This window comes from Massilia aquatica (assembly GCF_011682045.1).
In the GTDB taxonomy this organism is placed as follows: domain Bacteria; phylum Pseudomonadota; class Gammaproteobacteria; order Burkholderiales; family Burkholderiaceae_D; genus Telluria_A; species Telluria_A aquatica.
In genome coordinates, this window is sequence record NZ_VVIW01000003.1 from 208,092 (window position 1) to 234,734 (window position 26,643).

At 61.4% G+C, this 26,643-nt stretch carries 27 protein-coding genes; 8 read left to right on the forward strand and 19 right to left on the reverse strand.

Going from position 1 to position 26,643, the window contains the following annotated elements; translation table 11 throughout:
• Positions 1-18: 18 nt before the first annotated feature.
• The 4 genes from F1609_RS06950 to F1609_RS06965 form a co-directional block, all read right to left on the reverse strand.
• Positions 19-438, reverse strand: a complete 420-nt coding sequence (locus F1609_RS06950; RefSeq protein ID WP_167075766.1) for a DUF6691 family protein — start codon at positions 436-438, stop codon at positions 19-21.
• A complete protein-coding gene (locus F1609_RS06955) occupies positions 435-875 on the reverse strand; it encodes a YeeE/YedE family protein (protein ID WP_167075767.1) in 441 nt (146 codons plus the stop codon). The genes F1609_RS06950 and F1609_RS06955 overlap by 4 nt, the downstream gene beginning before the upstream one ends.
• Positions 853-1,200, reverse strand: a complete 348-nt coding sequence (locus F1609_RS06960; protein WP_167075768.1) for an ArsR/SmtB family transcription factor — start codon at positions 1,198-1,200, stop codon at positions 853-855. The genes F1609_RS06955 and F1609_RS06960 overlap by 23 nt, the downstream gene beginning before the upstream one ends.
• Positions 1,201-1,567: 367 nt before the next feature.
• Positions 1,568-1,834, reverse strand: coding sequence for a hypothetical protein (locus F1609_RS06965; protein WP_167075769.1), 267 nt, complete (start codon positions 1,832-1,834; stop codon positions 1,568-1,570).
• A gap of 236 nt (positions 1,835-2,070) precedes the next feature.
• Between F1609_RS06965 and F1609_RS06970 the strand changes: the two genes are divergently transcribed.
• Positions 2,071-2,247, forward strand: coding sequence for a hypothetical protein (locus F1609_RS06970; protein ID WP_167075770.1), 177 nt, complete (start codon positions 2,071-2,073; stop codon positions 2,245-2,247).
• A gap of 9 nt (positions 2,248-2,256) precedes the next feature.
• Here F1609_RS06970 and F1609_RS06975 read toward each other — a convergent pair whose 3' ends face one another.
• From F1609_RS06975 to F1609_RS07010, 8 genes are all read right to left on the reverse strand, one after another.
• Positions 2,257-2,961 (reverse strand): immunity 26/phosphotriesterase HocA family protein, encoded by a 705-nt coding sequence (locus F1609_RS06975; RefSeq protein WP_167075771.1) that lies wholly within the window; start codon positions 2,959-2,961, stop codon positions 2,257-2,259.
• The gene (locus F1609_RS06980) at positions 2,961-3,677 is read right to left on the reverse strand and encodes an immunity 26/phosphotriesterase HocA family protein (RefSeq protein ID WP_167075772.1); all 717 of its coding nucleotides are present in this window, start codon (positions 3,675-3,677) and stop codon (positions 2,961-2,963) included. The genes F1609_RS06975 and F1609_RS06980 overlap by 1 nt, the downstream gene beginning before the upstream one ends.
• A 14-nt stretch (positions 3,678-3,691) precedes the next feature.
• Positions 3,692-4,387 (reverse strand): Imm26 family immunity protein, encoded by a 696-nt coding sequence (locus F1609_RS06985; RefSeq protein WP_167075773.1) that lies wholly within the window; start codon positions 4,385-4,387, stop codon positions 3,692-3,694.
• 18 nt (positions 4,388-4,405) lie between these two features.
• Entirely contained in the window at positions 4,406-5,119 is a 714-nt protein-coding gene (locus F1609_RS06990) for an Imm26 family immunity protein (protein ID WP_167075774.1), read from the reverse strand.
• 46 nt (positions 5,120-5,165) lie between these two features.
• Positions 5,166-5,867: an Imm26 family immunity protein gene (locus F1609_RS06995; RefSeq protein ID WP_167075775.1), complete on the reverse strand. Its 702-nt coding sequence runs from the start codon at positions 5,865-5,867 to the stop codon at positions 5,166-5,168.
• Positions 5,868-5,914: 47 nt separating this feature from the next.
• On the reverse strand, positions 5,915-10,222 hold the full coding sequence (locus F1609_RS07000; protein WP_167075776.1) for an RHS repeat-associated core domain-containing protein: 4,308 nt from the start codon (positions 10,220-10,222) through the stop codon (positions 5,915-5,917).
• Between the two features lie 20 nt (positions 10,223-10,242).
• Positions 10,243-10,734 (reverse strand): DUF1795 domain-containing protein, encoded by a 492-nt coding sequence (locus tag F1609_RS07005; protein WP_167075777.1) that lies wholly within the window; start codon positions 10,732-10,734, stop codon positions 10,243-10,245.
• 72 nt (positions 10,735-10,806) lie between these two features.
• Positions 10,807-11,646, reverse strand: a complete 840-nt coding sequence (locus tag F1609_RS07010) for an ankyrin repeat domain-containing protein (protein ID WP_167075778.1) — start codon at positions 11,644-11,646, stop codon at positions 10,807-10,809.
• A 232-nt stretch (positions 11,647-11,878) separates the two neighbouring features.
• Here F1609_RS07010 and F1609_RS07015 point away from each other — a divergent pair, with 232 nt between their 5' ends.
• Positions 11,879-13,717: a hypothetical protein gene (locus F1609_RS07015; RefSeq protein ID WP_167075779.1), complete on the forward strand. Its 1,839-nt coding sequence runs from the start codon at positions 11,879-11,881 to the stop codon at positions 13,715-13,717.
• A gap of 34 nt (positions 13,718-13,751) precedes the next feature.
• Here F1609_RS07015 and F1609_RS07020 read toward each other — a convergent pair whose 3' ends face one another.
• The 6 genes from F1609_RS07020 to F1609_RS07045 all read right to left on the reverse strand — a co-directional run bounded on the left by F1609_RS07020 (position 13,752) and on the right by F1609_RS07045 (position 17,896).
• A complete protein-coding gene (locus tag F1609_RS07020) occupies positions 13,752-14,399 on the reverse strand; it encodes a hypothetical protein (protein WP_206752950.1) in 648 nt (215 codons plus the stop codon).
• Entirely contained in the window at positions 14,396-14,701 is a 306-nt protein-coding gene (locus F1609_RS07025; protein ID WP_167075781.1) for a hypothetical protein, read from the reverse strand. Before F1609_RS07025 ends, F1609_RS07020 begins: the two co-directional genes overlap by 4 nt.
• Before the next feature lie 45 nt (positions 14,702-14,746).
• Positions 14,747-15,190 carry a hypothetical protein gene (locus F1609_RS07030; RefSeq protein ID WP_167075782.1) on the reverse strand — a complete coding sequence of 148 codons (444 nt, stop codon included), beginning with the start codon at positions 15,188-15,190 and terminating at the stop codon, positions 14,747-14,749.
• A 52-nt stretch (positions 15,191-15,242) separates the two neighbouring features.
• The gene (locus F1609_RS07035; RefSeq protein ID WP_167075783.1) at positions 15,243-15,452 is read right to left on the reverse strand and encodes a hypervirulence associated TUDOR domain-containing protein; all 210 of its coding nucleotides are present in this window, start codon (positions 15,450-15,452) and stop codon (positions 15,243-15,245) included.
• Positions 15,453-15,540: 88 nt separating this feature from the next.
• On the reverse strand, positions 15,541-16,821 hold the full coding sequence (locus F1609_RS07040) for a DUF445 domain-containing protein (RefSeq protein WP_167075784.1): 1,281 nt from the start codon (positions 16,819-16,821) through the stop codon (positions 15,541-15,543).
• Positions 16,822-16,963: 142 nt separating this feature from the next.
• Positions 16,964-17,896 carry a PGN_0703 family putative restriction endonuclease gene (locus F1609_RS07045; RefSeq protein WP_167075785.1) on the reverse strand — a complete coding sequence of 311 codons (933 nt, stop codon included), beginning with the start codon at positions 17,894-17,896 and terminating at the stop codon, positions 16,964-16,966.
• Positions 17,897-18,179: 283 nt separating this feature from the next.
• Between F1609_RS07045 and F1609_RS07050 the strand changes: the two genes are divergently transcribed.
• From F1609_RS07050 to F1609_RS07065, 4 genes are all read left to right on the forward strand, one after another.
• Positions 18,180-18,758 (forward strand): hypothetical protein, encoded by a 579-nt coding sequence (locus F1609_RS07050; protein WP_167075786.1) that lies wholly within the window; start codon positions 18,180-18,182, stop codon positions 18,756-18,758.
• Positions 18,759-18,836: 78 nt separating this feature from the next.
• Complete coding sequence (locus tag F1609_RS07055; RefSeq protein WP_167075787.1) at positions 18,837-19,862, forward strand: IS5 family transposase; 1,026 nt, start codon at positions 18,837-18,839, stop codon at positions 19,860-19,862.
• Positions 19,863-20,010: 148 nt separating this feature from the next.
• A complete protein-coding gene (locus F1609_RS07060) occupies positions 20,011-20,226 on the forward strand; it encodes a hypothetical protein (RefSeq protein WP_167075788.1) in 216 nt (71 codons plus the stop codon).
• A 457-nt stretch (positions 20,227-20,683) separates the two neighbouring features.
• A complete protein-coding gene (locus tag F1609_RS07065) occupies positions 20,684-21,361 on the forward strand; it encodes a helix-turn-helix domain-containing protein (protein WP_167075789.1) in 678 nt (225 codons plus the stop codon).
• Between the two features lie 486 nt (positions 21,362-21,847).
• On the opposite strand, the gene F1609_RS07070 is transcribed toward F1609_RS07065, so the two are convergent.
• Positions 21,848-22,747 carry a transporter substrate-binding domain-containing protein gene (locus F1609_RS07070; protein ID WP_229421696.1) on the reverse strand — a complete coding sequence of 300 codons (900 nt, stop codon included), beginning with the start codon at positions 22,745-22,747 and terminating at the stop codon, positions 21,848-21,850.
• 1,060 nt (positions 22,748-23,807) lie between these two features.
• On the opposite strand from F1609_RS07070, the gene F1609_RS07075 reads away from it, so the two are divergent.
• Positions 23,808-25,127, forward strand: a complete 1,320-nt coding sequence (locus F1609_RS07075) for a hypothetical protein (RefSeq protein ID WP_167075790.1) — start codon at positions 23,808-23,810, stop codon at positions 25,125-25,127.
• A complete protein-coding gene (locus F1609_RS07080; protein WP_229421698.1) occupies positions 25,124-26,614 on the forward strand; it encodes a hypothetical protein in 1,491 nt (496 codons plus the stop codon). The genes F1609_RS07075 and F1609_RS07080 overlap by 4 nt, the downstream gene beginning before the upstream one ends.
• Positions 26,615-26,643: the final 29 nt, after the last annotated feature.

The following is a 26,643-nucleotide window of genomic DNA, read 5'->3' on the forward strand; positions in this document are numbered from 1 at the left end:
CGCAAGGAGATGCAGCTGCTAGCGGGCTTGCCAGCGCTTGCGTGCGGCCTCGGCCAGTTCGAACAGCATCATTCCACCCAGCATCGCCGCCACGAACACCAGCGCATCGCTGCCGCCGGTTGTGAGCGACGCCAGAGCCGGACCCGGGCAGTAGCCGGCCACGCCCCAGCCGGCGCCGAAAGTCAGCGCGCCGAGCAGGAGGCGCTTGTCGATCATGCGGGTAGCAGGCAGGTGCAGCGCGCCCGGGCGCCGCGCCGCGATGCGCAATCCGATCGCCGCCACAGGGATGGCGCCAGCCATCACGAAGGCCAGCGCGGGATTGAAGTTGCCGGCCAGGTCCAGAAAGCCGATGACCTTGGCCGGATCGGTCATGCCCGACAGGATCAGGCCGAGGCCGAACACCAGGCCGCTGGCGAAGGCGGTTATGACGTTTTTCATGCGGTTCCCGATCCGGCCAGATGGCGCAGCACGAAGACGGTGGCGAAGCCGGCCAGCATGAAAGCGGCAGTCGCGGCCAGCGAGCGGGGCGACAGGCGGGCGATGCCGCACACGCCGTGTCCGCTGGTGCAGCCCGAGCCGTAGCGGGTGCCGAGTCCGACCAGCAGGCCGCCGACGATCAGGCTCGCCTTGCCGGCTTCCACGTGCACGGCGGGAAGGGGAGCGAAAACGACAAATGCCAATGGCGAAATGATTAGTCCAAGCACAAAGGCAATGCGCCAGCCGAGTTCGCTACGAACCGGACGCAACAAGCCGCCGAGGATGCCGCTGATGCCGGCGATGCGGCCATTTAGCAACACGAACATGGCTGCGGCCAGGCCGATCAGGGCGCCGCCCGCCAGCGCGCGGACAAGGTCAGGGTTGAGCGAGGGCATCATCTTGCTTCTCCGGGATGGGCGAACAGAACTGTTGGTACAACACGTCCATGACGGCTTTGGCTTGCTCGCTGCTGAGCGAGTAGAAAATTTGCTTGCCGTCACGTCGGGTGCTGACCAGTTGCTCATTGCGCAAGACGGTGAGCTGTTGCGACAGCGTTGGCTGGCGGATGCCGGTCAATTGTTCGAGTTCGCCCACATTGCGCTCCTGATGAGACAGCTGGCACAGGAGGAACAGGCGGTCGCGGTTGACCAGCACTTTGAGCAGCGCGCAGGCTTTGTCGGCACCTGCGGCGAAGCGGTCGAGATCGAGTTGGTGTTCGGGCATGAGAAGGTACGGCATTCATTATCAACCCAGATAATATATCACGGAATAGAATATGATCGCGTGAATTGTTCTTGCGGCGATTGCTGAGGCTGTGTCTTAATGTCAGACCTGGCACCGCAGGGAGAACCGGAAGGGGAGGATGTCGAACCTGGCATTGAGGGGGAATGCCAGGCCCGGCATCGGAGGGCTTTGTGCGCTGCAGCAGTGGTAGCGCGGACATGCGTCCGGCCACGAGCGCGGCCGGTGAGGAATCAGGCGTCTTGCTGGTCCTGCTCCGGCTCGGGGCCGTCGCGGAAGAAAATGGCAATGCGGACGGCCAGGGCGATCGCCGCCAGCGCGCCAGGCAGATATTCGATCACTTCCATGCTCAACCCCGCGATGCCAGGTTGCGCAGCTCGGCAGCCAGGCTCGGATGCATGTTCTGATAGGCATTCGCCATCACGATCAGCTTGCGGTGGCTGCGCATGCGCGCACGCTCGTCCTGGGTCGGCTTGACCGCTACTTCCTGCGCGATGAACTGGCGCTCTTGCGCGGCAAACAGCGCAGCGGCAAAGGCACGGGCCGCATTGCTGACGTCGGTCAGGTAATGGCGGAAGCCCTGGTTCGTCGGTTGGGTGTAGGTGGCGCTGCTCATTTGGAACTCTCCTGGATTAAACTGTGTGTTGTTGCAGTGCAGTATAAGAGAATCGCAGCTATAAAGAAAATTTTGATTTATGATGCCCCATATCACCATCGTCAATATCAGATCATTTCTTTTCTATATGCATTATTCGCGTCAGTGATGATACTGAGCAATATGAAATGTCCGAATATTAAGGTGATGAAAGCGGCAAAGCACTTGGCTGGAGGAACCGAAGCACGCTCAACACCTTGAAGCATGTCGCTGCGGGATTGTTACAAGCCTTCCTCGGCGGCAACAGCGACGTCGGCGGTTTATGGGCGTTCGGCGTGCTGTACGGCGAGAGCCGTGCCCCGGATTATTCCTTGCACTTGAATTTGCCTGACGCCAGCGCGGCCGGACGCAGCGTGAAAGACGACGCGGGTTAAGCGTTGCCTTCAACCGCCGGTCCAGTACAAGGGCTTGCCGGCCAGGTAGCGTTTGATTTCATTCTTGACATTGCGGTCGTGCCGTGAAGCGTAGAAGGAGTGGCGCTGCGCCTCTTCCGCGCTGACCGGCTCGCTGATATCGAAAACCCCCACGGCCATCCAGTGCGGGTCGCCGTAGACAAAGCGCAGATCGCGGTAGCGCTCGTCCGGCGCGAAGCCGGCTGTATGGCCGATGATGCGCCAGTCGCCTTCAACGCGCGCTTCGAACAGCCCGTGGGTACCGATGGTAATCGGTGGAATCAGCCAGGTGTCGATCCTGCTGTAGTCGAACACCGGCTGGCTGGCCGTATAGTCGAAAAACTCGGCCAGTGCGCCGACCGTCATCTTGCTGACGATCCGGCCGAAGCCCCAGCGTCCATCGTCAAGCTTGAAAGCGAAAATGTCCCCCGGCGTGGCTTTTTGCCGCTTCGGACGTTTGGCGGTCTTGATCGTTACCTGCCGGAGGTCGAGCGCTTCAAGACCGGAAACGATCTGGTCGTCGAGGTTGACCGTGAATGCCAGGCTCAAGGCGTATTGCAGTTCCTGCAAGGTCGGTTTGCGCGCCAGGTCTTCCTGGTATTGACGGCTGACAGCGCGCAGAAAATGCCGCACCGAGTCAAGCACGGCATCGCCAACCATGATATCCGGATTGTCCGGCGCGTTCCACCATCCCATTATTGACCTCCGCATGAGGCAGGAGCGCCACCGGCGCCATCGCGCGCGGCGATGAGCGTCTTGATATTGACGTCGCCACGCGCCGCCAGGGCCGGCAGTGCTTTTGCCGCTGTGGCACTGACCGGTTCTTCCTTACCGTGGATATCGACTGCTTTCAAAAAATTCGGTGGCGTGCCATACACGAAACGCAAGGCGCTGAACCTGGCATCAGGTTGATAGCCGGGTGTGTGTCCGATAATCCGCCAGTCGCCATCCTTGCGCGCTTCCAGCAACGAGAAACTGTCGATGGTGGTCGGCGCAATCAGCCAGTTCCCGGTTTTTGAATAATCAAGGATGGGCTGCCCGGCGATATAGTCGAAGAACTCGGCTACCGCACCCATCGACGTGTCGGTGACGATGCGTCCGAAGCCATAGCGGCGGTCGTCCAGCCTGAATGCAAAGATATCACCGGCCGATACGGTCTGGCGCCGCCGCCGTTTCGCTGTCGTCAGCGCTACCTGCCGGACTTCCAGCGCATCAAGGCCATCGAACAGATCGCTGCCGGCATTGACCTTGACCGCCAGGTTCAGCGCATATTCCAGCTCCGCCAAGGTCGGTTTGCGCGACAGGTCTTCCCGATACCCGCGGCTGAAATCGAACAGGCAATGGCGCGTCAGATCCAGCACTGCATCGCCCACGGTCAATTCCGGATTGTCCGGCGCGTTCCACCATCCCATGCCTTCTCCTTTAGTCAGTTACCAGGTCGTGGCGCATGCCCGGCGATCAAGAGCTGGAAGCGAAAGTCATCGTAAGCGACATACTCTGGCAGACCCTCGGCATCGGCAGCACTGATCGGTCGATCCTGGTCGTCAATACCGATAGCATACAAACTGTTTTGAGATGACCCGTAAACGTAAAGCAGATCCTTGAATTCCGGACCAGGGACGAAGCCGGCCGTGTGACCGATGATCCGCCAGTCGCCAATCGAACGCGTTTCGAGCAGCGAGTAGCTTTCGATCGGGACAGGCGGGACCAGCCATTTTCCCAGTTTGCCGACATCGCAAACCGGCTGCGCTGCGAAGTGATCGAAGATTTCAGCAAAGGCGCCAACCGACGTCAGGCTGACGATACGGCCAAACCCAAAGCGTCCATCGTTTATCTTGTAAGAAAAGATGTCACCTGGTTTTACTTTCTGCTTCTTCGGCCTCCTGGCGGTTTTCAACAGCACTTGTTTGACTTCCAGTTCGTCGACATCGGCGAGAATATCACTGTCAACGTTCACCTTGAACGCCAGATTCAAGGTGTATTCCAGCTCCTGGAGGGTCGGCTTGCGCGACAATTTTTCCTGGAACTCGCGGCTGACGTCGATCAAACAACGGCGTGCCGCATCAAGCACGCTATCGCCCACGGTCAGATCCGGATTGTCCGGTGCATTCCACCATCCCATACAGGGTTCCTTGGTAAGTCAACGTGCGCGCCCGATACCGTCGGCGCGCGGTGGGACATGGTTGGCAATGAGTTGCGTGAAGCGGAAGTCATCGTAGGCCGAATAGCGCGGCAAACCTTCGGCGTCGGCACCGCTGATCGGTTCCTTGTTGCCGAAAACATCCGTGGCCGTTTGCCCGTTTGGGGCGATGCCGTAGACGTAACGCAGTGATTTGTATTGCGGGCCTGGAACGAAGTCCGGCGTATGGCCGACAACGCGCCAATCGCCCTTCGAACGTGTTTCCAGCAAGGCATAGCTCTCGATGGGCACCGGCGGCACCAGCCATTGATCGAGTTTGCTGAAGTCGGTGATCGGTTGTTCGGCAAAGTGATCGAATATTTCCGCAAAAGCCCCGATTGACGCATCGCTGAGAATCCGTCCGAAGCCGAACCGTCCATCGTCCAGTTTGTAGGCAAAAATGTCGCCCGGATTTACTTTCTGCTTTTTCGCACGTTTCGCGGTTTTCAGGACAAGCTGCTTGACTTCTAGTTCTTCAAAGCCATCAAGCAGGTCGCTGTCGAGATTGACCCGAAACGCGAGCGTGAGTACATACTCGAGTTCCCGCAGCCTCGGCTTTCTCGACAAGTCTTCCTGGTACTCGCGACTGAAGTCGCGCAGAAAATGCCGCACCGAGTCCAGTACGGTATCGCCTACGGTGACCACCGGATTGTCCGGTGCATTCCACCAGCCCATCGAATCTCCTTCATGCTGCCCACCGCAGGCAAGGGCAGGTGTGCTGTCACTTAGCCGGTTTTCGCGGTGGAACGTGACTGGCGATATGTTGCTCGAACAGATAATCGTCCAGGCCGATGTAGGGCGGCAGTCCCTCCGCCTCGGTCGCGGAGATATCCCCTTTCTTGCCTTCCATATCTTTCCACATCAGGGTGTTTGGGGTGGAACCATACACATAACGCAAGGCTTTGTATTTCGGGCCGAGCACGAAGTCCGCAGTGTGACCGATAATGCGCCAGTCCCCGATTGAACGGGTTTCGAGCAAAGAATAGCTTTCGATCAGCACCGGTGGCACCAGCCAGGTATCGATCTTCGTGTAATCGAAGACCGGCTGCTCGGCGAAATAGTCGAAAATCTCGGCAAACGCGCCGACCGACGCGTCCGCGACAACCCGGCCGAAGCCGAAGTGGCCGTCTTTCAGCTTGTAGGCAAAGATATCACCCGTGCTGACCTTGTGTTTCTTCGGCCGCTTGGCCGTTTTCAGTACGACCTGCTTGATTTCCAGTTCGTCGACCCCGTCCAGGATGTCGCTATCGACGTTGACTTTGAAAGCGAGGTTGAGGGCGTATTCAAGTTCCTGCAGGGTCGGTTTGCGCGACAAGTCTTCCTGGTACTCACGGCTGAAATCGCGCAGGAAATGCCGCACCGAGTCGAGTACGGCATCGCCGACCATTATGTCCGGATTTTCCGGTGCACTCCACCATCCCATTACATGCTCCTTTTTTGAGTTTACTATGTGGCTACAGGAGGGCGCTTCTAGCAGCCCGCGCTGCCTGTACCGGCGTCCGCACTGCCTCCGCTTCCGCCTTTTTTGCCATTGAGCCGGTCTGTCTCGGCTTGAAATTCACGTTCAAAATACGCTTGCCTGGTTTCCGCCCGCGTGGTGTTCTTATGGTCGAATGAGGCGACCTTGTTGCCGCGCGCATCCCAATCAGCCGCATCTTTCAAGTCCATGCCGATGGTCCCGTTTTTGGTGTGGTGATGCTCGATATTGGCCTGTTCGATGCCGCGCGCCTTGCCATAAGTGACGTCGCTGGCAATTTCGCGCATGCTTGCCCCCGAGCCTTCGGGCATCCGCCCCGAGTTGCGATGCTCCGCGGCGCGCCGCTTGAGGTCATCGGTAATGCCGACGTAGTACGGTTTGGTCCCACCCGGCGCCCACAGTTCGTAGACAAAGTAACCCGGCGTCGATTCATGGACCCACCCCAGCGGATCCATCCACCCGCTCGGATTGGGCGCATACGCGTACAGGTTGGCGCCGCCATCGAGCCCGATCGGGTCCTGGCTGATGTAGCGCCCCACATCCGGATCATAATACCGGAACGTGTTGTAGTGCAGTCCCGTTGCCTGGTCTTCGTACTGCCCCGGAAAGCGCAGCGGCTGGTCGATGCGCGCGACCAGGGCCGCGTCTTCGCCCGCCTCGACCTTGCCCCAGGCCTTGTACTTGCCGGCCCACGCAATCTGGCCGGCCTCGTCGGTCACTTCCAGCGGCGCGCCCACCAGGTCGGTGTGGAAGTGGAACACGCGCGTGCCCTGGCGCGCGTTGTCGATCGCCACTGCCGCCATCGCCGCGCCGATCACCGCATCGATGCGCGCCAGCGGCGTGTAGGCCGCGTCCGGGTTGTAGACGTAGCTGCTCACGCCACCCTCGCGCACTTCCTGCACCATGCGCAAGCCCTGCCAGACGAAGCGCTTGCGCTCGACGTGCGTCATGCCGCCGCTATCGGTGCGCGCTTCGGTGCTGGCAATGCGCCGTCCCAGCGCGTCGTACTCGAAGCGCATTTCCACCAGGCCGCGCACCGTTTCGGTGCGGATGCCGATCAGGCGGTCTTCGGCGTCGAAGCTGAAATGCTGCACCTGGTGCGCGCCCTTGCGCTTGAGCGCCACATTGCCCCAGGCGTCGTAGTCGAAGCGGATATCCTGCCACACGCGCAGGCGGTTGCCTTCGACCTGGCCGCGGCTCTTGCCGGCGGCGCCGGCGTCGAGCAGGTTGCCGGCCGCATCCCACGCAAACTGTTCCTCGCGCTGTTCGTCGGTGCGCGTCTCGCGCTGCAGATGGCCGGCCGGATCGTACTGGAAGTCGATGCTGCCGCGCAGCTTGTCGCGCTGCCCGGCCAGTTCGCCCGCAGGACTGTAGCGGTAGTCGCGCCACAGGTCGCCCTGCTGCCGGCCCACGCCGCCCGCGTGCGGGCCGCTGGCCTGCCAGGCGCGCCGTCCCAGCGCGTCGTAGCCCATGCGCTGCACCAGGCGGCCCTGGGTGCGCTGCACTTCGCGGTGCAGGTCGTCGCGCTCGAAGTCGCTGATGATGTGCTGGGCGCTGCGGATCTGGTGCACGTGGCCGGAGCCATAGGTGAGGGTGTCGATGCGCTGCCCGTGCGGCAGGTTCAGCGTGGTCAGGTTATCGAGTTCGTCGAACGCGTAGCCGACCGTGCCCTCGGCGCCGTGTTCGGCCACCAGCCGGCCCGCCGCGTCGTAATCGAAGTGGACGCTGCTGGCGACGACGCCGAGGGCGGCCCCGGCCTCGGTCGGCACGCGCGCGCCGCCCAGCAGGCGGTCTTGCTGATCCCAGGCATAGCGGCTGGTCGCGCTGGCGGTCAGGCGTGCCAGCAGGCGGCCCATCTTGTCGCGCTCGAAGCGCGTGCTGCGGCGTGGCCGTTCGGCCTGCCCGGCAAGCGGCGCGCCGATTTTTTCGATCTCCACCAGGTTGCCGGCCGCGTCGTAGCGCAGCAGGCGCTCCATGCCGTCGGGCCGGATTTCGCGCGTCAGGCGGTTGGCGCTGTCGTACTCGAAACGGTAGCGCGCCGCAGCGCCGGCTTCCATCTCCACCACCCGGCCCTGGACGTCGTAGCGGTAGTGCAGATGGCGCTGCGCCGCATCGATTGCTTCGAGCACCTGGCCGCGCGCATTGCGCACCCAGCGGTTGATCCGTTCGGCGCCGTAGCGGCGTTCGGTCAGGTGGCCGGCGGCGTTGTAGACAAAGCTCTCAACGCTGCCGTCGGGCAGGGTCACGCGCGCCGGTTCGCCGCTGCGCAGGCGCTCGATGCGGGTGCGCTGGCCGAGCGGGTCGATGGCTTCGGCCAGCAAGCCATCGGCGTCGTAGTCGTATGCGGTGGTCTTGCCCGAGCAGTCGGTGTAGGACGTGAGCAGGCCGCGCCGGTTCCATTCGAGCGTGCTGCGCCCGCCGCGCGCATCGACCCGCGCCACCGGGTAGGGCGACAGGCCGGGCGGATATTCCTGGCGCGCTGTGCGTCCGAGCGGATCGGTGGTCGAGAGCAGGCGGCCAAGGTAATCGTAGTGCGCCGTCCAGCGCTTGCCGTCGGCCGCGGTCAATTGCGTCACGCGCAGGCTGTTGCCGTCGTAGGCGGTGCGCGTGGTGCGGCCGAGCGGATCGGTTTCGGCCACGATGCGCCCCAGCGGGTCGTATTCGAAGGCGATGGTGCGCTCGCCGGGCAGTTCGATTCGCACCGGTTGCCCGGCCGCGTTGTACTGCATGCGGTAGCTGCCACCATCGAGATCGGTGCAGGCCAGGATGCGGAAGTTCTCGTCGTAGACCCAGTGCGCGGTGCGTCCCTGTTCGTCGGTGGCCCAGCTCTGGCGCTGCGCCGTGTCGTAGCGGAACGCGGTGTGTTCGCCTTCGCTGGAGCTGCATGCCACCACCCGCGCCTGGCCGTCGACCTCGGCCCAGGTATAGCGCGACACCAGGCCGAGCGCCGTGGTGTGGCTGGTCATCAGGCCGGCGGCCCAGGTGAACTGGCGCGACAGGTCGCCGTTGGCGTCGGTCACCGAGAGCAGCTGGCCGGCCGCGTCATAGCCATAGCGCACCAGCGGGCCCGGGGTGCCGCCGTGGGTGCATTCGACCATGGCCAGGCGCGCCGGCAGCGCGCTGTAGTGCAGGCTCAGTTCCTGGCCGCCGCTGGAACGGATCGCGGTGACGCGCTGCGCGTCGTCGCGCTGGTAGCTGATCCACTGGGCGCTGCGGTCCTCGACCCGGCGCACCCAGGCGACATCGTCGGTGGCCGGGTCGAGGTGGCCGAAGTCGAACCAGGTGTCGTTGAGGGTGTACAGGATGAACTGCCCGTCCGCAGTGCGGGCCAGGTAGCATTGTTCTTCTTCGCTAAATGCCGTGGTCCCCGCTTGAAGGAGGGGGAAGCCGGTTTCGCGGCCCTGGCCATCGCGGTACCAGATCTTGCCGTCGCGCTGCTGCAGGCACAGGTCCCATGGCAGCACCCAGCCGCGCCCGAGCGTGCCTTCGGCGGTGAGGTTGCTGGCGTAAAAGCGCGAACCCACCAGCGGCAGCGGGCTTTGCACCACAAAGTCGATTTCATCCTGCGCCAGCAGCAGCTTGCGGCCGGTGGCCACTTCCACCGGTTTGCCGAACAAGCCGCCCATGACGCGCCCGACCACCGGCGAGATGACATAGCGTCCGACCGCTTCGCCGACGATAAAGCCGCCGATGAATTTGGCGGCGCACGGCAGCACCGCCTTGGACAATCCGCCGGCGGCCTTGACCAGTCCCGCCAGGCCGCCCACCAGCCCGGCCAGGGCGAAGGCCCAGTCGACCGTGGTGCGCAGCCAGGCCGGCACTTCGTCCGCCACTTCCTTGTAGCGCACCGTGCCGCCGCCGATGAAGACATTGTGCGAGCCGCCGTCGATCTTGGCGCCGCAGACAATGGCGTCGGTCTTGCGCGCCGCCGGCAGGCCGTTGATGAAGACGTTGCCCGAGCCGTCGGCGATCACCGGCGACGGCGAGTGATTGCTGCACGCGACCGTGCTGACGGTGGCATAGGCGGCGGCCAGGTTGTTGGTGAACACGTTCATCGAGCCGGTGATGATGGTGCCGGCCGGCGAGGAGAACATCTTGCCGATGCCCTCCCCGAGCGCGAGGATGCCGCTCGCGCCGAGGCCGGCGGCCATGCCGGCCAGCAGGGCCACGCCGAAGCCGCAGGTGAAGGTGGCAAAGGCGACGGCGGCGATGAGGGCAATCCCGATCACGGCGCCGACCAGGAACCCGGTCAGTGCGCTGGTGTGGGCGATCGGGTCGGTGATGCGGGCAGCTTCAAGCATGGCGGACCTTCCGTTGGGTGTTACGGGGCGCTGGCGGGGGCGTCGGCGGGCGGCGCAAAACTGTCGAGCCAGGCGCGCCACAGCGTCTCGAACTCCTGGTCGAACGCGCGCGCGCTGGCGGCCGTGAGGATCAGCGCGCGGCGCGGGCCGATGACGAAGGCGGCCTGGCGCTGGCGGATGGTCTGGGCGCCGTTCTTGTACTGCGCCTCGATCCGTTCGCCCTGCATGGCCGGGTCGTGCAGGCCTAGCCGTTCGGGCGCGCGCGCCAGCAGCTTGTGGCTGGCCAAGCGCGATTTGAGCAGCGCGATCTGGCGCTCGACATAGGCGGCCAGGTCTTCGCCCTCGGCCAGCCAGTCGCGCGCGATGCTCAGGTTGGGCTGGGTCTGGAGGTTGGCCGGGATGAAGATGTTACTGGTGCGGTCCTCGTAGCCGGCGGGCAGGCCGATGCTGCCTTCGTGGATGCCGATCCGGGCGTTGCTGCCGCTGCTGCTCGCTGCTGTGGTGTCGCTCATGCGCTGCTTTCCGTTTTGTGAAGTTCAAAAAGTATTCGGCGATGGGAGGTGGCGGGGTTGTCGGTGGCGCTCCTATTTGGTGGAGTAGCGCGCCGCCGTGGCGTCGCCGGCACAGCGCGGGGCGCGTGGGCCGGTGCAGCGTTCGAGCATGTCGATCATGGCGGGCAGGGCGCGCCGGCGCGCAATGGCCAGCGCGTTTTCGCCGCGCGCGTTGCGAAGAAACGGATCGGCGCCCTGGTCGACCAAAAAGGCGGCCAGGTCGCGCTTGCCGGCGTCGATGGCCAGCATGAGCGGCGTGCTGGCCTGCGGGCCGCTCGCATCGATCGCCGCGCCCAGTTTGAGCATGCTGTCGGCCAGCGCCGCCTGGGCGCCCGGGTCGGCGCCGTGGGCGCTGTTGGCCAGGTGGTGCAAGCCGGTGTTGCCGTCGTCGTCGCGCAGGCGCGTATCGGCGCCGCGTTCGAGCAGGACGGCGGCGGCGCGCCACTGGCCGGCGGAAAGGGCCGCGTGCAGCGCCGTGCCGCCTTGTTGGGCATCGCGCGGCGCATCGATGACGGCGCCGGCCTGGTGCAGCAGGTGCAGCGCCTCGGCGTCGCCGGCGGCGGCGGCGATCATCAGCGGCGTGCGCCCGCCGTGGCATGGGTTGGGATTGTCGCCGGCGGCCAGCACTTTCTTCAGCGCGGCATGACGCTCCTTGCCAAGGGCGGCGAAGAGGCGCGGGGCGTTGGCGGCGTCGGTGGCGGGGCAGCGCTGGCGCGCGGAAGGCTGCTCCGGCAAGGGCGCGGCCGGCGCCCAGGGCGTGGCCAGCAGGCAGGCGGCCAGCCATGCCAGGCGCCAGGCGCTTGCGATCGGGCGGCCTGGCCTGGCGTGCGTTTGAGTTGAGTCCTTGCAATTGACCATGCTGAGGAGATCCATCAGGTATGCGTGCAATATAAAAAGAGCAAAAAGGATTCTATCAAACCATTTCATTCCAGACAATTTGTATCGGAACGCGGGGCACGCAGACACCTACCGGTGACGTTTGCAATGACTATTGTGTTAAGATCAACTTTTCGTCGTTCAGTCAAAGAGTAGATCATGTCCGCACAGCGCATCTTGCTGCCAATGTCGCCGAGCCCGGCCATCTTGAATCGAAGGAGCGCGGCGCATGGCTGCTGACGACAGCGCGATGCAGCTGTACCTGGAACGCTGCAAGGCCACGGCGGCCGGGTATATCGAGCGCGCAACCCGCTTTAACGTGACCGACCTGGTGCTGCTCGGCGCGCGCCCCGTCATGCGCCAGTTTTCGGTCACGGTCCGGCACGACCTGGAAGTCATTTCCGAGGCGATTGACTATCACGGCGTGCACCATCCCGATAAAGGCGATTTTGGCACGGCCGACTGGAAGTGGTACCAGGAGGAAGTGGGAGCGCAGGCGCGTTCGGAATTTGTGCGTCCCGAGACGATGGATAGCCTGGTGCAGTCGGTCAGGACCCAGGCGTACGCCGCCATTTCCGCCAGAACCTGCATTCGCACTCATCCCCGGCGCCTGTTCCATACCTATACCTGCAATGGATGCAATGGCCGGGGCAGGGTACAGTGCGGGAACTGTTCCGGCGCGGGCGAGGTCCGGTGCGGGAGCTGCTCGGGTTCGGGACGCACCAGCTGTTCGAGCTGTGGCGGTTCCGGCTCGATCACCCAACATGCGACCGTGACAGACTACAACGGTCACACCCGCCACGAAACGCAGCGCCGCTCGTGCGGTTCCTGTTCGGGCGGCAGCGTCACGTGTTTCACCTGCGGCGGCTCCGGGAAAAACCGCTGCGGCAACTGCGCTGGTACGGGCGAGCTTACCTGCACAGGCTGTTCCGGGCATGGCTACCTGACCAAAGTCACCTCGACGGCGACCTATACCATTCCGGGTTTCGCGGGCCGCTATCCCGAAGGCACGCCCGATTACGTGCATGCGGCCCTGTGCAAGGTGGGATTTGCCAGCCTGGCCAGTCATGGCGATATCGCACTCCAGAAGGTGGATGTGTTGCGCGACAAGTCGGCGGCGGAGTTCGTGTATCAATGCGCGATACCATTTTGCGAGCTGTCGATCGACGTGCGCGGCGTCACATCGCAGTGGGTGATGTTCGGCGCCGATCCGCAGATATTCGACGCCGGCGGGGTGCTGGAAGCACTGCTGGAGAGCGACTTCAAGGCCCTGGCGGACGTGAGCAGCGGCGGCGCGCGCTGGTCGCCCTGGTTTTATCGGTCGGCGCGCAAGGCGGTCGCGCCGTTCATGGAGTCGGAGGTGAACCAGATGGTGCTCGACGCGACCTCGGAAGGGCTGGCGCCGAATGCGATCGTGGAAAGGGTCAGCCGCTCGGTCTCGGAAACGTATGTTGAACAGACCTTGAAAAACCTCAGGACCACGGTGTCGGTGGCGGCGAACTGGTCGCGTTTGCGGTCGCTGATTGTGTTGATCGTCTTGGCGATCCCGTTTTCGTTTGCCGCGAACGGGTATCTTCAGCGCAACAAGGCGATCGACCTCTTGTCGGCCGATAAGCAACGCTTCATTTACCAGCCGGACAATGCCGCTATTCAGTGGGAAATGGGGCTGATGACGATTCCTTTCATCCTGCTGGGATGGTTCGTCGCGAAATGGCTCAGCGTGCGCTGGTTGAAAAAGGCCGGCGGCCAGAGAACGCTACTGTGGGCGCAGCGCCAGGGACTGTTGATGGGGAAGTGGAGCGCGTTGCTGATCGTGGTGACCGCAGTCGGCACCACCGGGGCGTTCTTCAAGCGCTGGCCGATGTGGGTTGACGATAACGGCAAGGGTTATGGATTGATTCCTGTGTATGAACCGAGAATCCCTTACGAAGCGCAGGAAGCGGCGAAGGACATGGAAAAAATGCGGCGCGAGGGGAGGAAGTTCGAATCGGTGGTGGAGATCGAAAAGAAGCGGCGCGCGCGTCTCAAGCTGGAGCAGGACAACAACGCAGCCGCCGGGAAACCGTAACGGGCTGCGCGTGCCATGCGCGGCTTTGGAAATGTCAGCGGCGTGGGTAGATCTGGTGGATTTTCCCGTTCGCCGCTTCGGTAACTGAGACGCGGCCGGCGTCGTGCTTCACCCTGAAGTGCCGTTCTATATAAATTTCGTACCACAGACGCATGCAGACAGCACTGACGCGCCCATCTTCGTAGCGGAAATCCGCTTCGGTGTAGTCGCCGCCGGCGTGCAAGGTCCAGGTTTGTTGGATGCGGCCGTCGTGCAGCGCGCCGTACGTCACTCTTTGCAAGCTCGCCGTCGCCTCAGTGCCGCACACGCTGGCGAACCTGAATTCGCAGACGCCATCGCCGTCGTAGGTGGTAACCTCGTCCGCGTGCATCCACAGGCCGTCGTCCATCAACGCCGAATACCACGTCATCGCGACCACACGCCCCTGCTGGTCGAACAGGTAGCTGAAACGGTTTTTTCCGGGACCGGTTGCTCGTTTCAGAAACGGGGAGGGCGTCTCTCCGCGCAGTTCATTATCGTAGGGCTCCAGGGTCAGCGGGGGCAGTCCGGTGCCCCATTTTTCGGATACGCCACGCGATTGCGCCTGGTTGAGCAGCCTGGCGTAAGCATGTTCATGTTCCAGGAAAATCGCGCTCAGCTTTTCTCTGTTCATGTGGCCGGCGCTGACTGGTTTGATTGTCATGGCATGAAGGTGTCTTTGTCCAGATAATAGACGGCGGCGGCGATCAGCTCCCCGACTGGCGCCGCAGGATTCTTTTCCAGTCTTTCGCCGACGATCGCCTGGAACATGGGCGCTTCCAGCCAGGTGCAATGGGTTTCCTCCAGGTCGAATTTTTCATCGTCGTCCTGCGCGATATAAAACCGGCCTTCCCTGATGTCTTTTTCCGATGTCGTGTCGAAGCTCTTCTCGACGAAGATCCATCCGCTCTCGGGAAACGCATCCTGGTGGGCCAGCAAATCGCCGATTCCGGAAAAAGTCATCATCGTTTTACTCCTTGCCGCAGGCGCGGGGGATTCGGTTTGGGCCGGTCATTGTCGATGGTCTGGCGACGCGCGCCTGGCATGCTGCGCACTTTTCCTGCGCCGGGACGAAGGGCGCAGCAATGCCGCTTTCAGCAGCCGGATGGCTGGCGTCAAGGCAAACGCATCTTCCAGCGTCGAATCCTCGAGCGCCCAGTAATCGATCATTTCCCAATGAATTCTGTGATTTCTGGCGAGTGCGTCGATCACCTTGTCGACATGGACATCCTGGCCGGTCTGATTTGCGAGATCATTTGCGGTCTCAAGCATCAATTCCATCATGATTTCCCGCTCGTCGCTTGAGCAGCCGGGAGCTGCATGATAGGCGAGGTATTTTTCCAGCCAATCAACCGTCCTGAATTTTCCCGGCAACTCGCATTCCCAGTCTTGTGAAAACGGGCCGGGAAGCGGCAGCCCAAGCTGCCTGCAGATGCGTCGATAGGCGTCGTTCATCCGGTTTGAGTCCTCAGGAAGGCGGCTGGCTTTGTCATCGGAACGCGCGCGGCTATATCTTCTTCAGCGCGCTGGCGCGATGCGCCGCTTCGGCGCCGGTCTTGTCGCTGACCACCAGATATTCAGGGTGCTCGGGCGAGGCCGCTACGTCATGGCCCTTGATATGGCCAGGCGAGGTCAGTTTTTTCTTGACCGTGCCGTGCACCGTCCCTTGTGGCGAGTTCCACGTTACCTTGTCGCCTGCCTTGAATTCTTCCGCCATGTTCATTTCTCCAGAGTTGACCGCGATGGAAATTTAAACATGGATTGGCATGGGCAGGCGTCCGATACAGCGTCGATTGCGGGACCGGTCACTGCGCGACCGCGTGGATCAGCAGCCCCACCAGCCCGCCCACCACGGTGCCGTTGATACGGATGAATTGCAGGTCGCGCCCGATGGCCAGCTCGATGCGCGTGCTCATTTCTTCCTTCGACCATTTGGCCAGCTGCTGCTCGATGAACTTGCCCACGTCGCCGCGGTAGCGCTGCACCAGGGCCGCGCTGCCGGCCTCGATCGCGCTGTTGAGCCAGGTGCGCACGCCGGGGTCGGCGCCCAGCACGCGTCCGCATTCCTGCACCAGTTGGCGCACGGTGGCGGCAAGCACCGGATCGGCGCCCTGCAGATCGGCCTTCACCCGCTGGCGCAAGGTATCCCAGATCCCGCCGAGCATGGCTTGCAGTTCCGCGCTGCGCAAGGCGTCGGCCTGGTAGCGCGCCACCGATTCCTTCCAGCCGGGATCGGCCTTCAGGCGCACGGCACTGTCGGCCAGCCAGCTGTCGAGCTTGCCGCGCAGCGGGTGCTCGCGGTTCATGCGCACGTCGATCGCCTGTTCGCGCAGCGAGCCGATCACTTTTGGCGCGTAACCGATCACCATCGACTTGACCATCGCGTTCTCGATGGCGAAACAGCGCAGCATGAATTCGCCGATGGTGTCATGGTTGCCGTCGTCGCCCAGCCAGGTAATCAGCTTTTCCAGCAGCGGATCGAGCAGCGCCTGGGGCGTGCCTTTGCCGATCATGGTGTCGAGAAAGCCGCCGGCCAGGCCGGACAGGTCCAGCTTGCCCAGCTCGGCGCTGGCAAGGTCGCGGATACGGATGCGCATCGCCTCGTCGTCCACCTTGTCGAGCGCCTGCGCCAGAACGCCGATGAGCGCCTGGCTCACTTGTCCGGCATGGACCGGGTCGGCCAGCCATGCACCGGCACGGCCGGCCAGGTCGGCTTGGCGGATGCGCTCGGCCACGCCTTGCTCGGTAACAAAATGGTTTTCCACGAAGCTGCCCAGGTTGGCGCCGATGCTCGCTTTGCTGTTGGGAATGATCGCGGTATGCCAGAGCGGAATGCCGAGCGGGTGGCGGAACAGGGCGACCACGGCAAACCAGTCGGCAACCGCGCCGATCATGGCCGCTTCGGCGAATGCTTCGAGATACGCCCAGGCAGGATGTTGCCCGCGCTGCGAGCGGGCGATGGCGAACAGCACGGCGGCCGCCAGCAGCAGGCCGAGCGCCACGCGCTGCATGGTGCGCAGGCGGCTGCGCTTGTAGGAATCTTCGGCGGCGTCGAGCTGGCCGACAAGGTTGGAATCGTGTGTCATGTGGTCGATCTTAGTTGCTTGATGTTAAACGGCCGCCAGGATGGATGGTCGTGGCAGGGCCAGGAATGGGACGCTGTGTCAACAGCGGGCACAGCAGGCCATGGGCCGGACTGCTGCTGCGCGACAGCGGACCGCACGCATCTTACCCGGCTTGGCCGGCGGCGTAAGCGCCGGCGCTGAGCGCCTGGCCGCAATAGCGCGCCCACAGCATCATGCTCCACTCGCGCTGCGGCCATGTCAGCGGCAGCATCTGCAGCGCCTCGATGAACCGGGCAAAGGTAATGATGTGGAATGAGGAAGCGCCATCCTTGAGCAGCGCGCCGAACGCCTGCCCGGTCGCGATGGCGCTGGCGTCGCCCGGTTCGCAGAACAGGCCGGTCATCCGGAAATCGACGTTCTTTTGCTCGATCTCGTGTTCGGCGATGAGCTGGTTGCGGAACAGCTGGTTCAATGCCGGCGTCATGAACGCCTGGTACGGCACGTTGAATGCGCCGCAGCGCGTTGCGATCTCTTCGTACTGGGCGGTGTCGTAGATGGTTGGCGAAAACGGTTCGGTAAACTTGCTTTCGAGGCCGATCAAGCCGCGTTGGCCTTGCGCTGTCACTTCCAGCTTCACGTCGAAGGCGGAATTGTCGATCCACTGTTCCGGTGCGTACTCGAAACGGATCGCCGTGACCTCATCGATCGACGGGATCAGGGCCTGCACGAGGTGGGTTGCCAGCGGCAGGTTCTTGCGGAGCGGGCCGAAAAAATTGAACAACAGCGGCTGGCTGGACAGCATGTTATTGAACAGGCGCCGTTCGTCGATCATGCCGCCGGCTTGGTTTTTATGTTCGTCCAGTGTTTCCCGCACTGCCTCGATGGTGCCGGGGCCAAAGAAATTCTTTTCCGACGACTCACCGTTGTTGAGCATGCTGCACACCGTGTCGCCAGGGCGTAGGGGATGCGGGCCGGCAGTCTCGGCCAGCACGAACGCGCGCCACCAGCCCTGGTGAAAACGGACGCGGCGCTTGCGCCGGGATTCGTCCGGCAGGTTGCCGATTTGCTCGCCCAGACTGGTATGTTGTTGCTGCATTGATGCATCCTGTAGTTGGTAAGGTCAGGCTCAAAGTGGCTCTGGCGGATCGGTGAAAAGGGAATCGGGATGCTGCATTCTCACTACGCTTTACGGCAAGATCGCCGAAACCATCCATCTTAGCAAAAAATATTGCTGAAATATAATAATAACCAACTCTTTCTATTTTTCTATTAAGACAATAAAATTGCCCTATCGAATCTTCGGGGCGGCCGGCCAGGCGAGGCGTTCAAGCCGGGCCGGTGCGGCGCTATGACATGGTTAAACAATCGACAGGATACGCATGGCGCTGTTTGGAAAGCGGGAAAAGAATCTCGAGGCACAAGTCGCTTCATTGACGGCGGAACTGGAACAGGAGCGGCACACGGCGCGTAACGCCTTCAAGATGGCGCAGGCAACGCAAGAGAAGCTGACAGCGCTGCATGCAACGCACCTTGGCGTCAGTAAGGAACTGGCAGCGGCGCGGCAGCTCCAGGCCGACCGGGCAGCGGTGCCGCCCAGCGTATCGGGTCAACTGATCCGGTATATCAATGTGCTCGGGCTCTTGCTCATCGCTGCGGCGCTGCTGCTGGCCTGGCGCATCGCGTTGCCGGCAGAGCCAGGGAAAAGCCTGGCGATCAACTGGTGCATTTACCTGAGCTGCCTGCTGACGGGCCTGTCCCTGACCGGTTTTGGCCGTCCCAACGTCTTGGGCAGCTGGTTGCTGGCGGGAACGTTGATGACCACGTGTGCGGTCATTGTCGCCTTGGCGATCGCCTTGCGGGCGCTGCCGGTCACTGTCGATTCCTTGGGGTTGGGCGCGGTGAACGCTGTCGGGATCATTGTGCTGGCATGGAGCAGCCGGCGTTGGAGAGCAACCTGAGCAAGGCATCAGTGGGGCACCTCGAAAAACCGGCGCAGCCGTGGCATCATAACGGCTCCACGTTGCTGACCTAATTTCATGATCAAGACGAGTCTGTTTGCCGACCAAGAGCGCGAAGCTAAGCTGAACAAGCTTGGTGATGCGCTCAAGGTGATGGAGCAGCATGTCGACTTCGTCGCGCTTGCCGATGCGGTTGATGAAGCGGCTCCGCGTCCCGGCCGCGAACGCGGCGGGCGTCCTCCATTCCCGACCGAACTGATGGTTCGCGTCCTGCTGATCCAGCAGTTGTTCAACCTGAGCGACGAACAAATGGAATTCCAGTTGCTCGATCGCCTGAGCTTCCAGCGCTTTGTTGGACTGCGTTCCAGTAGTCAGATACCGGACCGGACAACGATCTGGACGTTCAAGGAGCACTTGCTCAAGGCCGGTGCCAGCGAGAGTATCTTTGAAGCCGTCAACCGTCAGCTCTCCAGGCATGGCTACATTGCGCGTGGCGGTCAGATGGTTGACGCGAGCATCGTGCAAACGCCGAAGCAGTCAATGAACAAAGAGGAAAAGGCGCTCGTTGGAGAAGGCGCCATGCCCATCGACTGGAAGCCTGCAAAGCGCCGGCAGAAAGACATGGACGCGCGCTGGACCAAGAAGCATGGCAAGTCCTACTTCGGCTACAAGGTATCGGCTAATGCAGACAAACGTTACAAGCTGGTACGCAAGATCAAGGTCAGCACGGCCAGCGAGCATGACACCCTTCATTTCGAGGCGGTGCTCGACCCCACGAATACCAATCGCAACGTCCTGGTAGATAAAGGCTACGTGGATGGCGAGCGCGAGGACAGGTTGACGCGGCAGGGCTGGCGCATGCATATCCAGCGCAAAGGAAGCAAGGGCAAGCCAATTTCGGAAACCCAAAAGCGGCGCAATACGCGCATCGCCAAGACCCGCGCCAGGATCGAGCATGTGTTTGCCGGCTTGGCCGAGATGGGCGGCAAGGGCCTGCGCACGATCGGATTGGCGCGCGCCACGTTGCAGCTCAATTGGAAGGTCGCCGCCTACAATTTGCGGCGCCTGGTCTATTTGAAGGAGGCCAGGGTCGAGGCGTTCTGACGCCCGCAGTCCGTCCTGACTGCACAAAACGAGGTTCAGCGCCCATAAAACAGGCGGGAAGCGGCTCGGTCTGACATCAAAAAACGCAACTGCCGGCATCGCGACCGGCGATTACGCGGAAATTACCGGTAATTCGAGGTGCCCAGTGATGAGCACTACAACAGTAACATCTCAAGCAAGCTTTTTCCAGGCCAAAAAATCAGAAGCCATTGATAATGAAACTCAGAGGTGGTTTTATGACTTGGATAATGAATTTTTTTATGGTGCATCTTCATTTTGGGAGAAGAGTTCTCTAGTGCGCCGCTCCGAACCATGCCATTATGGGGAGAGCAAAGGAGTGGTGAATTTCAGTATCTTTTACTAGTAAATAATAACGCAGTCGTGAGGTTGAGTCCGTGGAGTGTTGAGCGTAGACATTAATTTGGATTTTTCCTCTATAGTTACCAACGTTTTCGACTGGAAGAACCTGTCATTATAAAGACAGACTTGCCGGTGGCTGGTCTTCTATCGTCAACGATATCTTGCGGATGGGTGGCAACTCAAGGAAAGGCAAACTTGGGAATACCCCTGATTGAGATCGGGTAATCGATTATTTCAATGACTCTAGAAATCACGACAAACAAGTCATGGATGCAAATGGAGCGGGTGTGACAGTACTTCTCTCCATAGTACAAAACACTGATACCTGGTAGGTTGATCAAGGGTGTGATAGTCGAGCAGCTTACCGACCCTGTTTAACTGGGCCAGCATCCGGCCATCAAGACGGTGAGAATTAATAATTTACGGTTAAGTTATCTAGACGATATGGGAAATAATAGAACATGAAAGCTGCTGAACTTATCTCGGCGTTATCCAGCAAACTTGGCACAACTTCCCAATCTGAACTCGCAGATGCATTAGGGGTAACGGTAGGAACGCTTAGCAATTGGAAGAATAGAGATGAAGATTTGAGCGCATTGCAGGTTGCATCCGCTTTGGCAAAATCTCGCTCCGCAGCGGTACGTAAGTCCCAATTTGAGACTATTCAACCTATAGTTGAATTTTACTCAATTAATAGGTGTGAATCTGCCCAAGGCGCTGGCTGGTTGGTTTTCGATGGGGGAGCTGGTGCAAATTTATATGCGAAAGGATTAAGAGATGCGCTTCGTGAAAGTCATGGGATATATATATTTTATGATTCCCGGGGACGTGCATTATATGTCGGAAAAGCCAGAGAGCAGACGATATGGAAAGAAATGAATCTGGCGTACAACCGAAAGCGAGATATTCAGAAAATATCGCTCGTACGCCATCCGGAACGAAATCAGGAATTTAAGCCAGGCTACGAAAAATTACGGCAGCCAAAAGACACGCAACTTGAATTATTTGATTTGGCTTGTTATTTTAGTGCTTATCGCGTTGATGATGGAATGATTGATGACCTGGAGGCGTTAATGGTAAGGGGGTTTGTAAATGACTTATTAAATGTCCGTATGGAAACTTTTGCGCATGCAAGATAATTTGGGAAGCTTTCGCCACGGATGATTTAATTACTTCAGGGTGACCGTCGGCCAAGCAGCGGACGGTTGCGCAAAACCAGAGATGCTATGGTGAAAATATAGTACTCGAAAAATAAAGTGAATCTATTACAGTCGGCCCAGGCGGGCGAGGGCGACGCCCGAGGAACCGGATCCGGACGATGTTATTGGGGGCGATCGCAGCAGTTCCAATGAGCAAATCAAACAAGCATTTCAGAGGAAAATCAGTCGGGTTCATCCGGAGAAATTCATCGGCCTGGACCAGGCAGTCGTTGAATTTGGCACTAAACGGGCGCGAATGATCAACCGGGCACGCGATCGGATTGTCGAAGATCGCGCGGCACTGCCGGCGGTGTAACCCGAGGCTGGCGGCCTCGGACTCTGGAATCGCCGACACTGTGCGATGGCAGTTTCGGCACCGACTACTTCCGGCACGGATTCGTTTTGCGTTCGGTGGCAGGAGCTGAGCTATTTCCCGGTCAGCGGGTCGAACCACAGTTCCCCGCGCGCCAGCGGCGTCTGCGGCGTCAGGCGGGGATTGGGCAGACGGATCACGCGCCGCTGCGTCATCGCCGCCCTGGCGATGATGTCGCCTTTGTAGCGCAGGAGCAGGGCATGGAGCGACCCGTCGCGGATCATCATTTCCATACCCGCTTCAATGCGGCGCGCCAGCTGCGCGCCTTCGGCGTCGCGGCGCAGGAAGAAGTAGCGCGGCAGCGGATAATGCAGCAGCAAGGTCGGTTCGATTTCCATCTGCGGGAAGGCGTCATGGCGTTCGCTCAATTCGCGCAGGGCTTCATCGGCGGAACGCGAGAAAAAGTCGAAGCGTCCCGCCGCCAGCATGGCGAACAGGCCGGCGTAGTTGCTGCCTTCGACCACGCTGATGCCGGCGTGTTGCAGGATCGCGATGTCGACCCAGCCCTGGCCGACGCCGGCGCGCAGCGGGCGCAGGTCGGCTGCGGATTTCACGCGGGCAAAGCGTGCGCGGTCGGTCTGGCGGATCAGCAGCAGGCGGTAGCCGAGCAGGCCGCGGTCGACCGGCAGGCGGATGGGCAGGAATTGCGTTTCCAGTTCCGGCGAACTGGCGCGTACGAAAATGTTGATGCGTCCGGACGGCGTCGCCATTTCCTGGGCCACGCGCGAGGGCGACATTGCGGCCGCCGAATGGCGCTGCTCAAAGGCGCCGAAGGCGGAGACAGTTTTTTCCAGCGCCGCGCGCAGCACCGCCCAGTCGTAGTCGTAGCGGCTGTCGACGCCTTCGCTGGTGAGTGGATAGGTGAGGGTGGCCGCGTGGGCGGGGCAGGCGAGCGCCAGCGATGCCAGCAGCATGCCGCAAAGGCCGGCCAATCGAAGGATGATCTTGTGCATCAGAAAGTGACGGGGACTGGCGAAACGCCAAGTGTGCCATGCGCGCCTGTGGCTCACCAAGCGCGGCGCTCTGCGCTGGCGCGATAACAACGGATCGCGGCGGCATGGACACGCGCCGACAAGGATCATGCGCAACTCAACAAGCAATGGACTACTGGCATCAACGCTGCGCAAGCACACCAATGTTGACAAGCACGGCGCGCTTTAGGCGCTCCCACGCCATGCACCGATCGCGACGATCAAGAAATGGCAGGAAGAGAAGCCGCCTGTGCTCCTGAAGGGCCTGTCGAAGCAAGCGAATCTTGGCACGTGGACACAATAAATTGTTTTATGGAAATGTTCTTAAGTGGTATTTGATGGTATATTGCAAGCGTGGATCAGTAGTAATGAAAGTCGGCACCCGCGCCTGTCAATTTCTGCCTGGAACGATATCTCCGAAGGTGGCCCGATGCAGGCTAATTCTTAATAGAAACACTGTCTTGACGGATGCTGTTGGAACTTATTGTCTTGTTCTGATGTCGAATAATTGCCCTTTCAGTGAGTTATCATGGAATGATTGTCGCCTGTTGTGGCTTGTTGAAATCGATGTTCTGTGTTTGAATAGAACGTTGAGCTCTCTCATCCTTCGCAGTTGTTGTTAGGCATGATCTCCCTCGTATTCCCTCGTCAGTTCCGTGCTGTTAGATGCTATTTAGCATGCATAACGGGCTGTTTGAATGCGTCGACATCATGCGCAATGGTGAGTCATCCTGTTGCGGATTGAGAAGCCCGGAGATTTTATTGCCGATGTATTTGGCAGGAAAAAGCAAGCTGATAAAACGCAGATGCCAGCGCGATCATCGATGTCTGTCGATCGCCATTGCACCGAACCGGATTAACTCGAACAAGTTTTTGGAGCGCTACAGAAGTGACGGATCAATCAAAGGGCGCGAATTGGGCGCTGGAATCGGGCACATGGTCCATGGAGCGCGGCGGAGCCGAATTGCGGCTGACTGAAACCAGGATGGGATTCCCGGTTTCTCCATTATTCACATCCGCAGATCTGGTCCAGGCGATGCACATGCGTACCGCGCCGGATGGTTCCGGCCCGGCTTACCCGCCCGAGTTCGAGTTTTCGCCGCTGGACGGCGCGCCCCTGCAGGCAGCCCGTAGCAGCGAGGCGGTCTGGATTGCACCGAGCGGCGCGCGTTCGGTGAACGACCCGTCGGCGCAGCTGGCCGTGGGGTTGCAGCAAAGCGCGCAATCGATCGACAGCGCCTTGCTGAGAGGCGGCGAGCCCGATGGCGAGCCGCCGCTGGAAATGCCCTTGCCGCCGCCCGGCGCGTATGAATTCTTTTCCGCGCCCTTCGGCACCCGCGCCAGTGCGCTCATTGCCATCGATACCAGCAAGGGCGCGGTATTTGCATGGCTGCCGGCCGCGCAGGCCTGGCAGCCGTTGGCGGGCGAGGATGCCCTGCTGTCCGAATGTCATTTGTCCCATCGTGCATGGCGCGCCGAATTGATGGTGCAATTTAACAGCTGTCTGTTCCTGGCGACGGACAATGGCCTGGTGCTGCTGCAGCCGGATTTTGCGGCACTACAGTATCGTGTTGCCTATTTCGGTGACGGTGCGGCGCAGGCTGCGCCGATCGCCTTCGAAAAAAGGGTGTGGGTGCCCGTGACCGACCGCAGCGGCATGCTCAAGATGGTCAACGTCGATACCGAAGGTGAAGAGGGCCCGCCTTTGTTACTCGGCAACGTTCACGATATTGGCGAAGTGAGCCGGCCCGTCGCCTATGGGCGGACGGCGGTCTGGCCTTGTGGAAAAGGCCAGATTTGTCTGCAGACGGGGCCTGACGGGTCGGTTTCCGCCAGCTTCATTCCTTGGCAGCAAGACATCATGCCCCACTTCGAATTCGGCTCGCCTTACCTCTCGCGTGCCGGCGTGCTGTGGCAACTGTGCTTTTCCGGCACCGAAGACACCTATGTGTACGTGCGCCTCGGAACCACCCGCTGGGAGCGCGTGCCCGCGCTCACGCCGCGCCTGTGCTCGGGTACGGTCAACTACCGCTTCAGCACCATGTATCCGGGCGTCGATCCGTGGCTGGAACCTGAACACGGCGACGACGGCGCCGCCAACGCGGTGGTGTTCCCCTTGCTGGAACTGAACGGTGGCGTGCTGGCGCTGAAGATGGCCAGTACATCGAGCCTGACCGCGCTGCTCAATTCGCACGACAAGATGCGCGCCGAACTGATTTTCGAAGACCGCAGCAGCGCGTTCGTGATTCAAACGATCCCCGTGCCGCAGCCATGGGACATGCGCGTATTCGTCCACCAGGGCGCCCTGTGGGCCTATCATCCGGGCATGCAGCGGATCATCGGCTGGGGCGTGGCGGTATGAGCGCGCTTGGCCGGCTGTTCCCGAAGTTGACCGTCGCGTTTGTCCTGGGCGCCGCATGGCTTGCCCCCGCGTGCGCCGTCCAGCAAGCATTCCTGGTCCAGAATTCAGGCTGGATGGAGCCGTTTTATACCGATCCGGATTCGCAGTTCAAGCCCCTCATCGCCGCCGTCGCGGGTGCCGCCGCCAGCCCCGGCGACAAGCTGACCCTGCTCGCGTTCAGCCAGACCAGCGGCACCAATGTCTCGCCGCTGGCGCTGGGCGAGATCGGTACCGCAGGCGCCGTCATGCCGTCCCTGGCCGCGCTGGGACTGGCCCGCAAGGGAGGTCCCAACTCGGCCCTGGCCGACACGGATTTCCAGGAAGCCATCGGCAGCGTCATTCGCACGACCTTCGGGGCCAGGCCGGGCATCATCTGGATTTTCACGAACAATAAGAACAGTCCGGGCAACGACCCCGCCACCGCGGCGCGCAATCTCGATTTCTACCGCATGCTGCACCTGGAGCCGTCCATCACGCGCACCCTCGTGTTCCCGCTCAAGATGCCCGTTCAAGGCAAGAAATTCGCGGCGCGCGGCTTGATGGTCTACGCGCTCGCCTACGGCAAGGAAGCCGGCGACGAGCTCAACAAGATCCTGGCCAATGGCAGGCTGTCGGCCATCCTGACGCGCCAGCCGGCCCGCTTAAAGCCGGTGGACCAGGACGGCGTGCGCATCGTGCCCGAATCGATCCTCAATACGCCGGACATCAAGGCCAGCATCGGCCGCGACCAGCGCACCCTGGTGCTCGATGTCGAGGCATCGAAGCTGGTGCCGGCGGTGCGCCTGAAGGCTTCGCTGGAAAACCTGTTCTATCCGTATCTGATCGGCCATGCGGGCGTGCAGGGGACACTGCGGGTCGGCCAGCGCACGGTGCCGCTGGAGGTTACGCCGGCCAACATCGACAACCTCGCTCCGGGCGAACGCAAGTCGATCGAAGTCAATTTCAAGCTGCCGCTGGAAGAAGTGCCTTCGGCCTGGTCGCGCCAGTCGATGGCCGCCATGGGCAAGCAGGTGACGATCCCCATGACCGTCGAACTGGGCCTGTCCGACCAGCAGCTGGCGCTGCCGGACAGCTTCAAGGCGGAGATGGCCGAACTGTTTCCGGGCGACCCGATCTCGGACGTCTTCGTGCCACCGGCCAGCGTGCGCGTCTCGATGACCCGGGTGCCGCTGCTGGTGCGGGTCCAGTATCCGATGCTGCCCGTGCTGGTGGTCATCGGCGCCGTGTTCGCTTTCGTGGCGGCGCTGCTGGGCCTGTTGCTGTTGTCGTCCCGCAGCACGCGCTACGCCGTCCATGTCGACGGCGTGCGCCGCCAGGTCGTGCTCAAACCCTTCCGCAGCCTGGTCATCCAGGATGGCGAAGGCAATCCGGTGGGCACGCTACGGCGCGGTGTCGGCGGCCCGCAAGTCTCAAGCGTGCTGCCGGGACATACGCTAACCCTTGGCTGACGCCATCTCCTTTTTCGCTTTTCACCTCG